The sequence below is a fragment of the Bifidobacterium pseudocatenulatum DSM 20438 = JCM 1200 = LMG 10505 genome, from assembly GCF_001025215.1.
Classification (GTDB): Bacteria; Actinomycetota; Actinomycetes; order Actinomycetales; family Bifidobacteriaceae; genus Bifidobacterium; species Bifidobacterium pseudocatenulatum.
The window spans coordinates 2,198,959-2,213,037 of the sequence record NZ_AP012330.1 but is presented as its reverse complement, the minus strand read 5'-3'; the positions used below and the strand labels follow the sequence as shown (position 1 = coordinate 2,213,037).

Annotated in this window: 11 protein-coding genes; 9 read left to right on the top strand and 2 right to left on the bottom strand. The window is 55.8% G+C overall.

What is annotated here, in order from left to right:
• Positions 1-7: 7 nt before the first annotated feature.
• The 5 genes from BBPC_RS08950 to BBPC_RS08930 all read left to right on the top strand — a co-directional run bounded on the left by BBPC_RS08950 (position 8) and on the right by BBPC_RS08930 (position 6,101).
• Positions 8-799: an L-fucose dehydrogenase gene (locus BBPC_RS08950; RefSeq protein ID WP_004221035.1), complete on the top strand. Its 792-nt coding sequence runs from the start codon at positions 8-10 to the stop codon at positions 797-799.
• A gap of 10 nt (positions 800-809) precedes the next feature.
• Positions 810-1,631, top strand: a complete 822-nt coding sequence (locus BBPC_RS08945; protein WP_004221033.1) for an amidohydrolase family protein — start codon at positions 810-812, stop codon at positions 1,629-1,631.
• Positions 1,628-2,521 carry a dihydrodipicolinate synthase family protein gene (locus tag BBPC_RS08940; RefSeq protein WP_004221030.1) on the top strand — a complete coding sequence of 298 codons (894 nt, stop codon included), beginning with the start codon at positions 1,628-1,630 and terminating at the stop codon, positions 2,519-2,521. Before BBPC_RS08945 ends, BBPC_RS08940 begins: the two co-directional genes overlap by 4 nt.
• Positions 2,522-2,547: 26 nt before the next feature.
• Positions 2,548-4,899 (top strand): glycosyl hydrolase family 95 catalytic domain-containing protein, encoded by a 2,352-nt coding sequence (locus BBPC_RS08935; RefSeq protein WP_004221027.1) that lies wholly within the window; start codon positions 2,548-2,550, stop codon positions 4,897-4,899.
• A gap of 185 nt (positions 4,900-5,084) precedes the next feature.
• A complete protein-coding gene (locus BBPC_RS08930; protein ID WP_004221026.1) occupies positions 5,085-6,101 on the top strand; it encodes a LacI family DNA-binding transcriptional regulator in 1,017 nt (338 codons plus the stop codon).
• Between the two features lie 181 nt (positions 6,102-6,282).
• On the opposite strand, the gene BBPC_RS08925 is transcribed toward BBPC_RS08930, so the two are convergent.
• Positions 6,283-9,354 carry a glycoside hydrolase family 2 TIM barrel-domain containing protein gene (locus BBPC_RS08925; RefSeq protein WP_004221024.1) on the bottom strand — a complete coding sequence of 1,024 codons (3,072 nt, stop codon included), beginning with the start codon at positions 9,352-9,354 and terminating at the stop codon, positions 6,283-6,285.
• A gap of 308 nt (positions 9,355-9,662) precedes the next feature.
• On the opposite strand from BBPC_RS08925, the gene BBPC_RS08920 reads away from it, so the two are divergent.
• The 4 genes from BBPC_RS08920 to BBPC_RS08905 all read left to right on the top strand — a co-directional run bounded on the left by BBPC_RS08920 (position 9,663) and on the right by BBPC_RS08905 (position 13,382).
• A complete protein-coding gene (locus BBPC_RS08920) occupies positions 9,663-9,851 on the top strand; it encodes a hypothetical protein (RefSeq protein ID WP_033524399.1) in 189 nt (62 codons plus the stop codon).
• A 295-nt stretch (positions 9,852-10,146) separates the two neighbouring features.
• Positions 10,147-11,514 carry an ABC transporter permease gene (locus BBPC_RS08915; protein WP_033524400.1) on the top strand — a complete coding sequence of 456 codons (1,368 nt, stop codon included), beginning with the start codon at positions 10,147-10,149 and terminating at the stop codon, positions 11,512-11,514.
• A complete protein-coding gene (locus BBPC_RS08910; RefSeq protein WP_004221017.1) occupies positions 11,511-12,734 on the top strand; it encodes an ABC transporter permease in 1,224 nt (407 codons plus the stop codon). Before BBPC_RS08915 ends, BBPC_RS08910 begins: the two co-directional genes overlap by 4 nt.
• 12 nt (positions 12,735-12,746) lie before the next feature.
• Positions 12,747-13,382: an ABC transporter ATP-binding protein gene (locus BBPC_RS08905; protein WP_003807101.1), complete on the top strand. Its 636-nt coding sequence runs from the start codon at positions 12,747-12,749 to the stop codon at positions 13,380-13,382.
• Positions 13,383-13,624: 242 nt separating this feature from the next.
• On the opposite strand, the gene BBPC_RS08900 is transcribed toward BBPC_RS08905, so the two are convergent.
• Positions 13,625-14,065, bottom strand: a complete 441-nt coding sequence (locus BBPC_RS08900; RefSeq protein ID WP_004221013.1) for a GNAT family N-acetyltransferase — start codon at positions 14,063-14,065, stop codon at positions 13,625-13,627.
• Positions 14,066-14,079: the final 14 nt, after the last annotated feature.

Genomic DNA, 14,079 nt, shown 5'->3' with positions numbered 1-14,079 from the left:
ACCTGAGATGGACCTGCATCTTAAGAACAAGGTGATTATTGTCACCGGAGGATTCAAAGGCATCGGCAAGGGCATAACGCTGCGACTGGCCGAAGAAGGTGCCATTCCGGTGGTGCTGAATCGTTCGGATGGTGCCGACGACGAATTCCGACAGGATATCGAACAGATCACCGATTCGTATGACACCTATCTGATTGACCTGAACAACACCGATGAGATCGCCCCCATTGTTGAATCGGTCATGAAGAAATACGGCCATATCGATGGTGTGGTCAACAATGCCGGCAGAAACGACAACCTCGCGCTCGAGACCACGTCATGGCGTCAGTTCGAGGAGTCTCTTCACGGCAATCTGACCCACTATTACGAGCTGGTTCATCAGTGCGTGCCAGCACTCAAGGCCAGCAAGGGCTCGGTGGTCAATATCGGTTCCAAGACCGCATTGACCGGTCAGGGCAAGACTAGCGCCTACGCCGCAGCGAAAGGTGCGATTCTGGGCCTGACCCGCGAGTGGGCCGCCGCCCTCGCCCCGGCCGAGGTTCGGGTCAATGCCGTCGTCGTGGCCGAAGCATGGACGCCGCTGTACGCGCAATGGATCAAGACGTTCGGCGACGAGCAGGCGCAGCGTGAGCAGTTGGCGAAGATCACCGACAGGATTCCTCTCGGCCACCGCATGACCGAGACTTCGGAAATCGCGGACACCGTGGCTTTCCTTCTGTCCGACAGGTCTTCGCACACCACCGGACAATGGGTCTTCCCCGACGGCGGATACGTCCACCTCGATAGGGCACTCGACTAGGACGTGCGACATGCAGAGGATCATCGATTCGCATTTCCATATCTGGGATCCATCCGTCCAACCGCTTTCATGGCTCGACGGTACGGATGGGTCCATCACCCGCCGTTACGACATGGACTGCCTCAAACACGCCTATGCCTCATACAATGAGCACCACCCAGACGCTGCGGTCAATTTCATCGGCGGTGTGTATGTGGAAGTCGACACGGACGATACGTCATTGGAAGATCGGCTGCTGTCCGAAAACCATGATCCTCTGCTGTTGGCAACATCTATGCGGTCCACCGTCGGGCCGGCCATGCGCGTGCCGCTGTACGCGCATGGCGTTCGTGAGCCATTGCATACGCCGGCATCGCCGCGGGGACGGTGCCTGCAAGATGACTTCATCCGCGGTTTGCAGCTTATGGCCGATAAGAACATGCCATTCGACGCATGCGTAAGGGTGGATGAACTTGGCGATCTCGCTCAGGCTTGTGAGCAGGTGCCCGAAGCAATCGTCATCGTTGACCATATGGGCAACATATCCGATCTTCACAATCTCGAATCCTCATCCGATGCCTTGCATAGGCTCGGAGAGCTGCCAAACGTATACGTCAAGGTATCGGGGTATCCAACCGATGACCCACGATTCGTCTCAACCCTGCTCGATCTCGCACAAGCCGCGTTCTCTAACAAGCGGTTGCTGTATGCGTCGAATTGGCCTGTCGTCGGTCTATACGCCGATTTCGACAGTCATCTGTCAATCCTGCTTAACCGTTTCGCAGGGAATGACGACTTCTTCCTCAATAACGCGCGAAACGCCTACCATATCGTCGAAAGGAAAATATCATGACTTGCAACGCCCAGTTCGAAGGCGTGTTCTGCCCCTCCATCACCATCACGAACGCGGATGGGACCATTGACTACGACAATTGGGGCAAGCACCTTGATCATCTCATCGATGCGGGCATCGACGGTGTGCTGCTGTTCGGTAGCATCGGAGAATTCTACGCCATCGACGTCAAGACGAAGGCAGAAGCAGTGCGCTTCGCAGTTTCGAAAGTCGCCGGACGCATGAAGGTGCTCGTCGGAGTGGGAGACACCAACCTAGACAATGTGAGAACATTGGCGGCGGAAAGCGAAGTAGCCGGAGCCGATGCATTGGTTGCAGTATCCCCGTACTATTTCGGACCATCCCCGGATTGCGCGAAGCGCTACTTCTCTGCGGTGGCCAAGGCAACGACGCTGCCGGTCATTCTGTACAACTTCCCAGCCAGGACGGGCAACGACCTCACACCCGAGCTGGTGGCGGATCTCGCAGCGGAGAACCAGAACATCATCGGCGTCAAAGACACCGTCGACACCATCAGCCACACCAGGAAGGTCATCGCTGCCGTTCGTAAGGTGAATCCATCGTTCAGCGTGCTGTCCGGATTCGACGAATACTACACCGTCAACCGAATCAGCGGCGGCAATGGCGTGCTGTGCGGATTGACCAATGTGGAGCCGGAGACTTTCGTCAGCCTGCATCATGCATGGCAGTCCGGTGATTACGCCATGGCCATCAAATCGGCTGAACGCATTTCCTATCTGATGCGCCTGTACGACACTGCCGACCTGTTCATCAGCGCCATCAAGGGCGCGGTCAAGGCGAAGGGACTGCCAATCGACACGTCCATCCATGAACCCGCCGTGCAGCTGACCGACGAACAGTACCGCAATATCCAGAGCATTCTCAAATAAGCAAATCTGCCAAGGAGACTTTACGCATGAAACTTACATTCGATGGAATCTCTTCGTGCTGGGAAGAAGGCATTCCTCTCGGCAATGGACGCATGGGAGCGGTCCTGTGCTCCGAACCGGAAACCGACGTGCTGTATCTCAACGACGACACCCTTTGGTCAGGATATCCACACGCGGAAACCTCGCCGGTGACGCCGGAGATTGTGGCCAAGGCGCGCCAGGCGTCGTTGCATGACGATTACGCCACCGCCACGCGAATCATCAAGGAAGCCACACTGCAGGAAAAAGACGAGCAGATTTACGAGCCATTCGGAACGGCCCGTATTCAGTACTCGACCTCTGCAGACGGCCGTGAGAGCATGAAACGCCAGCTGGATCTTGCAAGGGCGCTCGCCGGTGAAACGTTCCAGATGGGTGATGCCAACGTTCATGTCGACGCATGGTGCAGCGAGCCTGATGACCTGTTGGTCTACAGGATGTCATCGGATGCGCCGATTGATGTGAATATCAGTGTCTCCGGCACTTTCCTCAAGCAATCACGCGCTTCGTTGGAAACGGTATCCGACGGCCATCGGGCTACCCTCATCGTCATGGGTCGGATGCCTGGACTCAACATCGGACTTCTGCCTCACCCTTCCGAAAATCCTTGGGAAGATGAGCAGGACGGAACCGGAATGGCGTACGCCGGTGCGTTCTCCCTTACCGTAACAGGTGGCGACATCAACGTGGGCGACAACAGTCTGCAATGTTCGAACATCACCGGGTTATCGCTCCGCTTCCGCAGTATGAGCGGATTCAAGGGAAGCGACCAGCAGCCGGAACGAAGCATGACGGTTATCGCCGACCATCTGGAGAAAACCATTGACGAGTGGTCGACTGACCTGCAGACCATGCTCGACCGCCACATCGCGGACTACCGCAGATATTTCGACAGGGTGGCCATCCATCTCGGTTCAGCCCATGCTGATGATGCGGAACTACTGTTCTCGGCGATCCTTCGCTCGGATGAGAACAAAGAATCGCATCGTCTGGAGATGCTGGCAGAGGCAATGTTCGATTTCGGCCGGTATCTGCTTATCTCCTCATCCAGGCCACACACCCAGCCGGCGAATCTGCAGGGGATTTGGAACCATAAGGATTTCCCGAACTGGTACAGCGCCTACACGACGAACATCAACGTCGAGATGAACTATTGGATGACAGGCCCATGCGCCCTCCAAGAACTCATCGAGCCGCTCGTCTCCATGAATGAGGAGCTGCTAGCGCCGGGGCACGACGCTGCTGACAGGATTCTTGGCTGCCGAGGATCGGCGGTCTTCCATAATGTCGATCTCTGGCGCAGAGCCCTTCCTGCGAACGGCGACCCGATGTGGTCGTTCTGGCCGTTCGGTCAGGCATGGATGTGCCGGAACCTGTTCGATGAATATCTGTTCAACCAGGATGCATCGTACCTGGCCCGCATCTGGCCGATCATGCGGGACAACGCGCGATTCTGCATGGATTTCCTATCGGAGACAGAGCATGGACTGGCCCCGTCCCCTGCAACATCACCGGAGAACTGTTTCTTGGTGAACGGAGAACCGGTGTCCGTTGCACAAAGCAGTGAGAATGCCACGGCCATCGTGCGTAATCTGCTTGATGATTTAATTCAGGCTTCTCACGATTTGGAAAACCTTGACGAAGAGGACAGAGATCTGGTCCGTGAAGCGGAAGCCGTCCGTTCCCAACTGGCTGAAACGCGATTGGGAGCTGATGGAAGAATCCTCGAATGGAACGACGAATTCATCGAATCCGATCCACAGCACCGTCATCTGTCCCACCTTTACGAACTGCATCCTGGTGCAGGCATCACGTCTAAGACTCCGCACCTGGAGGAAGCCGCTAGGAAATCCCTCGAAGTGCGTGGCGATGATGGCTCCGGCTGGAGCATCGTATGGCGCATGATCATGTGGGCGCGTCTGCGTGATGCGGAGCATGCCAAACGAATCATAGGCATGTTCCTGCGGCCGGTGGATGCGAACGCTGAAACCAATCTGTTGGGCGGAGGCGTGTACGACAGCGGATTATGCGCTCACCCGCCGTTCCAGATCGACGGGAACCTTGGATTCCCAGCGGCCTTGTCGGAGATGCTTGTCCAAAGCCACGATGGCTGGATTCGCATTCTTCCGGCCCTGCCGGAGGATTGGCATGAGGGAACCTTCCATGCGCTCCGCGCAAGAGGCGGAATCCAAGTGGATGCGACATGGACGGATCAGACAGTGGAATATACGTTGCGCTGTTCGAAGCCCACGGAGATTACGCTGAACGTTCTGGGGACTGATATGGGACGTGTCGCGCTATCTCCGGATAAGCCATTCAAGGGATCCATCCGGCGTTAACGTATTGCGTTATATCCGTTACGAAATGTTGCGGACCGTCTTTCCTAATAGGGGAGGACGGTCCGCAATCTTTTTTGACGGAAAAAGAGATTCCCGCCATTTTCCAGTGAATCTCTAAAGCGAAACATGATAAACTTGTTACTAAATTTGTTTAGCTTTCGTCTACCAAGAGGAGGTAGATTGTCATGGCTACAATCAGGGAGATTGCAGAAAGGGCTGGATTCTCCCCTGCAACCGTATCGAGGATACTCAATGACGATTCCTCGCTGTCGGTCAAAGAGGCCACCCGTCAAAAAGTTCTGAACGCCAGCCTTGAATTGGGATATGAGAATGTGCCGCGATACCAGCGTGTCACCATTCCTCAGGACATCGCCTTGTTGGACAATGCCGTTCCGGACAAAGGTTTGCAAGACATGTACTCCAACGAGCTCAAGGCGTTCCTCTACCAGCATGCGGAAGATGAGCGCATGCATATAACTGAGTATCGTAATGTGAACGATCTCATCAAGAATAAGGGCAAGCATGCTGGTTTTATTTCGATCGGTCCGGCACCGTTTGGGAAGGATGTGCTCCTACGATTGCATAATGCTTTTCAGCATGGAGTATTCATCGATATTAATCCGGCACCAGACTTGTTTGATTCGGTGCAACCAGATTTGGAACAAACCGTTTTGGACGCGTTGGATACGCTGACCGCCTCCGGGAGCCGACGCATAGCTTTCGTCGGCGGAGTCGGAAACATTATGGGCGATCATGAGTATCCGGAAGATTCCCGTGCGTTCGCGTTCCGGAATTGGTCAGTACGTCTCGGACTTGACATCAACGGTCTCGTCTTGGAAGAAGGACCGTTCACCATAGAGAACGGACGCGCTCTCGGTGAAAAACTCATACAAATGCACAGTAACGACCTTCCGGATGCCGTCATCATTGCTGCCGATCCGATTGCAGTCGGCGTACTTCAAGCATTTGCGTCCGTTGGAATCCTAGTGCCGAGAGATATACGCATGGTCAGCATCAACAACCAAGAGATAGCGGAGTATACCTCGCCCGCGTTGTCATCGTACGACATCAACAAAGACGAATTAGCTAAGGCCGCGGTGTTTATGCTGTCGGAAGCGCTGTCCACCAGACGATCCGTAAACCAGCACGTGAGGATTTCCGCAAAATTGGTGGTCAGGGACAGTTTCGTGCCATCTTTATGAAAACCATACGAAAGAGGCCTGATGTGAGCAGAAGACGCGGCATATGGAAAACATGAATCTATGCCGCATCTTCTGCGTTATGAAGCATCGTCACCTGTTACACCAAGGTGAAGGAACCTTGCAAGACGATGTCGTCCCTCCTCCACAGGAAGGCGCAGAGGAGGGACACGCTATCCGATCGTCAGATCAGTTCGAGATTGACATCGAGGCTGATCGGCTGATCGGCGGGGATGTGATACTGGGAGTGGACCGGAGACATCCAGGAATCGTCGCCTCCGACACCCATCTGCGCGGCGAGCACACGGAGGAACATGTGCTTCGGAGCCGGCAACTCGTCCTGGTGCTGAGCTTCTTCGATCATGAAGCTGGAATATGGCTGCAGGCTCACAGCGAACGGTGCGGCACCGTTCGCGCGGCTGACTCGCAGGCCGTGTCCATTTTCATCGGTGATCTCCGCCCAACGGACTTCCTCGTGGTTGCCCGTCTCCTGCGGCATGAGATACGGAGCATGATCCTTGAACGCATCGGTGCTCCACACGCCCAGCTTGGCGTGCTTGCGATCCTGGTACGTTTCCTCGGGACCAGCGCCGAAGAACCTCAGATTCGAATACTGGACCGGCAGAGTCCATTCGATGCCAAACGCAGGAATGGTGGGCAGATCGCCGGATTCGCCCGGATATTCCACATGCAGGTTCAGACGGCCAGTGGTATCGGCGGTGTATTCGACGGTGACCTTGGTGCGTTGCGGCGTGGCCAGCTCATACGTGTATACGGCCTTGAGCGTGTCTTCATCGACCTGTTCGATGACATTGTCCACGCAACGGGCATAACGGCCGGCCGCCATCCACTGGGCTCGCTCGAATCCATGGCCGGCGCCACGGTCGTTGTCCGTCAACGCGCGGAATGTGGTGATCGCCGGGCGACGCAGCACGAATTCGTGACCGTCGAACGTGTAGGAGACCAAGCCGCCCTGGGTGCGAGAAAGAAGAATCTCTCGTCCGGAACCCTGAACACCCGCATTCCAACGGCCAACAGTGACGATGCCGTCCGCAGGCAGGGCCGCGTCTTCGGCTGCCTTCGTTCCGGCCACAACAGTCTGGCCGAAGGCGAGTTCGTACCCGGCAGGAGCCCAATCGGTCGCCTCGGCGAGGCGCTGGGACACTTCAAGCAACAGCTCATTGGCATTGGCGCGATAGAGATCCACCGGCCATTCGACATCGAACGTGCATGCCGAATCAGCGGGCACGTCGAAGCGACGCTCGGACTGCCATACCGGCTCCCCGTCAGCGAGGATGCGCAGCACGAACTGGTATCCGCCGGTCGAGATGAACAGATTGTCGTTCTTGATGGACACCGAACGATCGGTCACGTCGATATGGACGTTGGAGTACAGCTGCTTGACCTCCTGGGCCTTCGGCGCGGGAGTACGGTCAGCGAAGACCAGTCCGTTGCCGGAGAACTCGTAATCACTCGGGCGATCGCCGAAGTCTCCGCCATAGCACAGACGGGTGGAGCCGTCCGGCTGGCTGGCATAAATCGCCTGATCGATGAAGTCCCAGATGAAGCCGCCCTGATAGTGCGGGTAGCGTTCCAGTGCCGTGTATTCGTCCAGATTGCCGACCGAATTGCCCATTGCGTGCATGTACTCGCAGGAGATGTACGGTTTCTGCGGATCGTTCTTGAGGTATTCCTCAACCACATCGGCATGCTCGTACATGCGGGTTTCGATATCGGTCACGTCGTCATAGTCGCGGTTCTTTGTCACACCCTCGTAGTGCACGGGGCGGTTCGGATCGATGTCGTGCACGTGCTTGTACATGGCACGGAACACATCGCCGGTGTAGGATTCGTTGCCAAGGGACCAAATGACCACGCTCGGGTGGTTGTAGTCGCGGCGCATCATGCTGTTGACGCGGTCGACGCAGGCGCCTTCCCAACGCGCCTTGCTTCCTGGAACCGCGGTCTCGGCGGTGACTACGTCGCCGGGCAGGCACCAGCTGCCATGGGTTTCGAGATTGGTCTCATCGATCAGGTAGATGCCGTACTCATCGCACAGATCGTACCAACGCTCCTGGTTCGGATAGTGCGAGGTGCGGATGGCGTTGATGTTGTGGCGCTTGCAGAAAATCACATCATCGATCATGTCCTGCTCAGTGATGGAACGGCCGCGCTTGGCGTCGAACTCGTGACGGTCCGCGCCCTTGAACACGACGCGCTTGCCGTTAAGGGTCATGATGCCGTTTTCGATGTGGAAGCGACGGAAGCCGACCTTCTGAACGACGGCTTCGACAATGTCGCCGGCCTGATCGATGACATTGACTTCAAGTTCGTACAGAGATGGGCTCTCGGCGCTCCACGGCTCGAGGCCCTGCAAGGAACCGCTCGCGAACGTGGTGTTGGCGTCGGCGTTGGTCGAGGTCTCCCATACCACGTTGCCTTCGGAATCCTTCAACGTGGCTGAGATGGTGGCGGCATCGGAGGCGTTGCGCACGGACAATGCGGCGTCAAGAGAGGCGGTGCCGGACTCGGCGTCCCAATCGGCTTCGAGCTGCATGTTCTCGACATGGACGTGGGGCTGTGCCGTCAGTTCGACGGAGCGGAACAGCCCGTGCAGACGCCAGAAGTCCTGGTCTTCAAGCCAGGATGCGCTGGAATACTCGTAGCAAGCGACCGCCACAACGTTCTCTCCGTCATGCAGCAGATCGGTGATGTCAAACTCGTTGGGAGTGAATCCGTCCTCGCCGTAACCTGCGAACAGGCCGTTGACCCACACGTAGATTGCGGTTGCCATTCCATGGAAGACGATGGAGACGCTTCCTCTGGACTCCTTGGTGTCCGCAAGACGCTTGGACACGACGAACTTCTTGCGGTAGAGCGCCACGTGATTGTTTTCCGGAACATTCGGCTCCAGCGGATTCTCGTGGCCATCCCACGGATACTGGATATTCACGTACTTGTTCTTCAGCAGGCCTGCCATCTGCAGATGGCCCGGAACCTGGGTGCGGTAGAAAGCGGAATCATCGAAGTTTTCGGCAACGAATGGCTCTTCGTTGAAATCGATGTCAGAAGCCTGTACGATCTCGACGCGCCACTCTCCGTCAAGGCTTTGCGTGAGATCGGAGTACTCACCGCTCTGCGGATCATGCGTGAAACACTTGTGGTTGGAATGGGCCGGCGTGCGGTTGACCTCGAACACAGTCGCGTCGGTCAGCCATGTCTCGGATGCGTGCTCAACACGATTGCTGTTTGTCATGTTTTCTGCTTTCTTTCATTACTTCGTTGTGAATGATGAGGAAGCTAAACTTCCTTTACCAGTAATGATAAATGTTTTTTACCGAAAAGCAAATCGTATTTACCGCCACAGTTCCCTCTGTTTTTCAAGTACTCCCATTAAACATGTTTAAGTCGGTGACGGATAGGCTTTGCATCATGGGAATTGTTGCAACACGTCGGCAAAAGCTTTGATTACTAATGTTTTTTACTTCTGTTTATAAAACGGCGTATTGCAATACAAGATCAATGGGTGATTTCGGCTCCAACTCTCTTAGAGGAGAAGAAAAAATGAGCAACGCAACAGCCGCGGACGGTGGAGTCCGCCTGATGTTCGCCTTCAAGGTGAAGATCAACGAGAAGATACACGCCGAAATCGTCGAGCAGCTCGAAGCCAAGCTCGCGGCCGGTGAGATCCCCGACGAGGAAGTCAAGACGGTCGAGACGGTTGAAGCGTCAACGAGAAGGCCAAGATTCTGACCGAATAAATAACCAATACTTGCCACTCCTTCCTTTCTCTCTGATGGAGGCCCCAATTTCGATTGGGGCCTCCATTGGTATATGCACTGTTTTATAGCCGTTCAAAGTTTGTCAAATGAACAAAACGACCGATGTCCCGGAGCATAATGCAACCAATGTTGTTTCGTTTTTTCGCTCAAGGCATATCTTGCCATGTTCCGAGGTGAACCATGTATTTTGGCGAATGACCAATCGAAGAATCGAATTAGATTTCATTGTTTCGGATGAGAAGGTCCCAGCTTCACAGGGGGTATTAATGACATTTATCTCACGGGCGGCGCGCTATGTGCTCAGAAAGCGAGTGCGCACCGCAGTGCTGTTCATTGTGCTGACCATCATAACGGCGAGTATGCTGTCCGCAACCGCAGTTTCTCGGGCAGCGCAACATGAGGCCGGACAGATTGAGAAACAGGCGGTCGGCGGATTCGTGCTGGCCAGTAACCTGCAAGGCAGCATGCTGACACCTCGCGGAGGCGGAATGGTTCGTCCCGCTGATGTGCAACGAATCTCGAAGCTGTCCGGTGTTGACTCGTACATGGTCAGGCAGAACGCCACCGCCGATCTCGTGGGAGCCAGCGTGGTGAAGGTCCCCGGCGGCGATGATTACGATGCGGAGAAAGAACAGCAGTTCGGCAATACGGCCAACGTCATAGGCACAAACGATTCGTCAAAACTCAATGTGTTCACGTCGCACACGCTCGGCATGGTCGACGGACGTCATCTCAAGACATCCGATAAGCATATGTCGATGGTCCATGAGGATCTCGCCAAAACCAATGGACTTAAAGTCGGCGATACCCTCACGCTCAAGGCCAATCCATATGATGCCGACAATGAGTCGCATTCGACGGCAACCGTCAAAACCACCATCGTTGGAATATTCAAAGGAGACAGCGACAGAAAGGTATCCAGCCGCGCGGAACTCACCTCCAACACTGTGTACACCGATTTGGACACTACAAGTACTCTGTACCAGTACAAGGCCGGCAAGGAAATATATCAGGATGCCACTTTCGTTCTGGACAAGGGTGTCGACGTGGAGAAAACCATGGAAGCGGCGAAGAAGCTTCCAGTGGATTGGAACAACTACCAGATCACGCGCAATGACCAATATACGTCGAGCATGCTGAATGCCGCCCGAGGTGTGCGTTCCATGATGCTCGGCGCTTTGATCGGCGTGACCATTTCGGCCGTGATAGTTCTCAGTCTCATGCTCTTACTGTGGATGAACGACCGACGTCAGGAGATGGGCGTACTGGTGTCCCTTGGCATCGGCAAGCCATCCCTGATCGCCCAATATCTAACCGAGATGATTCTGATCGGTCTGCCGTCCCTGGCCCTCGGATGGTTGTGCGCACGAGGAGTGGCCCAATGGCTTGGCACTTCGGCCCTCCGTTCCGTGAACGCCTCCGCGGCGAAGGAGCTGAGCAGCATGGGGCAGGTTGGCGGCGATCTCGAATCCAATATGTCGGTTCGTACCTTGGATTCGCTCACGGTATCGATCGACACGACTGCCGTACTGTATGTGTCGCTCGGCCTGCTGGCGGTGATGCTGGTATGCGTCGCCATATCGTGCATACCGATGCTGCGCAAGTCGCCGCGAAGCCTGTCGGAGCTCCGATGACGGGCATGAACGTGTGGAATCGTGCCACGCTGGCAATCGTGCGTAAACCGGTACGCAGCGGAATCATCGGACTGCTGATGCTGATGGTTTTCACCAGTCTTGTGGCTCAGGTTGGAGTGTCAACGGCACTTCAGAAAATGTCCGACGATATCGGCAGAAGCATGGGAATAGGTTTTACTGTCGACACAGGCGAGAATCCTGCAAGTCTAAAGGAAGCGAGCCGGTTCTCGCGCATCCCCGGCGTAGGAAAAACCGTTTACGAGCGTAAGACCTTGGCAGGGGTGGATGGAGCGCATCCGGTTGTCCCCGAACATGGTCCTCGGCTGGATTCCGGTCTATCCACGCAGGTCAGCGTGCTGGGCACCACTGACTCCTCGTTGTCCGAAGAGTTCCAAAGCGGTCTGTACCGGTTGGAACAAGGACACCACATTTCAGGTAATGGCCGGAACGTACTGATTCACCGGGATTTCGCACGTGAGAATGGGCTATCGGTGGGATCAACACTCCGGCTCAGTCAGGAAGACCGCGATTCCACCGTTCGCGTGGCCGGAATCTTCTCTGGCAATGTGCAGGCACAGAGCCCTATGCCATCGGACGCATCGGAGAATCTTATCTATGCGGGTGCCCAAGTGGTTTCCGCGCTGACTGGAGAGGAACGGGTCGGCACGATCCGGTGTCTTTCGGATAATCCGCAGGCTCTCTCCGCCGCAGTGGCCCAAGCGAAAAAAATCGCTGGAAGCAAGTATGGCGTCACCGATGACTCGGCGCGGCTTTCCGGCGTGCTGCAGTCGGTGGAAACGGTGCGCGATCTGGTTCGTATGGTGCTGTTGTCCGTTTGCTTGGCTGATGTGTTGGTACTGGGCATGGCGCTTGTCTTCTGGATCCGCTCACGTATTCATGAGATAGGCACCCTTCTGGCTCTCGGCATCGGCAAGATGCAGATTATCGCCCAGTTCGCAATCGAAACCGGTCTCATGGCTGTGGTCGCAGCCCTGTGCTCGCTGGGCACGGGCTCCCTATTGTCTGGATACGTGTCCTCGCTTCTGCTGCACGATTCTGGAGTCGCGCCTCTTGAATCATTGCAGGTGGAGGCTCTGCCGCCAGAACAGACGCTGCTCATCCTGCTGCTCGGATGCGCGGTCATCGCGATTGCGCTTGCCGTGTCGTGCGCCGCAGTGCTGGCCAAATCCCCGAAATCCATTCTTTCCTCTATGCGTTAGGAGATATTAATCATGACTATCTGTCTGCAATTGGACCATGTCAATTACTCATATGGCGCGGCGAAGATCCGCGTTCTTTCGGACGTGAACGCTGATTTCGAATCCGGAAAGATGTATGCGATCACCGGTCCATCGGGAGCGGGAAAGAGCACACTGCTGTCCCTGTTGGCCGGTCTGGATGCCCCCTCTGATGGAGTGGTCCGTTTCGAGGGTGAGGATATAGCTACGACGGGTTATTCAAAGCACCGTCGCGAGCACGTGTCCTTGGTGTTCCAGGACCATAATCTGATCGACTATCTCACTCCCGAAGAGAATCTGCGTTTGGTCAATCCCAAGGCCGATATGAAGATCCTCGAGGATTTGGGACTGAGCCGTGAGGAATCGAAGCGCAACATCATGCACCTGTCGGGCGGTCAACGTCAGCGAGTGGCGGTCGGCCGTGCCCTAGTGGCGCCCGGCCGCGCGATTCTGGCGGATGAACCGACTGGCAGCCTGGATCCGGAAATGACTGATGAGGTGATTGATCTTTTGCGGCATGCCGCTCATCAACTCGGTAAATGTGTCATTGTGGTGACGCATTCCAAGCGTGTCGCCGATTCCGCCGATGCCGTTTACACTCTCAGGCACAAGAAGCTAGCCAAGGCATAGCTCGCTCGCCTAAACCGTGTCTTCCGTCCGAACAGCGATCCACCATCGGTGGCCTCTCGGACTTCCGTTACGGCAGGGGCCTCTTGACACGTGGCTGCTGCGCCACGTAATGAACGCGTTGGGCCGCGGCATCGCCTCCGCTGCCTACGTGTCCATGGGTGGGGCGGCATGCTGGCCGGCTTCTACTTGCTGTCCGCGAACAACGTGGGCTGGGCGACGTGCACGGCATCGTGGATGGTTCGTTATTCCAACGGCAGTTCTCGATAAACCAAATCGTCACGGACTGCAAAGCCCTGCCGTTCCCAGAAATCGTTGCCGGCGTCGTTGTCCGTGGGCACTCCGACAGCGACTTTCGGCAGACCGATTGCACGAAGCGTTTCAACCACACGGCCCACCAACATCGAGCCAATGCCCCTACCGCGTGCGTCGGGGTCGACCGCCGTGTGGTAGATGCGTGACCGTCTTCCGTCGTGACCGGCAAGAATCGCGCCAATGATCCTTCCGTCATCGTCCTCAGTTACGAAACAGGTGTCGGGATTGCGTTTGAGAAACGTCTTTATCGCATCCTCGCAATCGTCTATATCCCTCATAGTGAAACCTGTGCATCGTGTCCACAGTCCGTATACCAGCGGATAATCCTCGATTTTCATATGGCGTATGGTCATTGCGATTGGTTCGGTCATATTTCCTTCTTTCC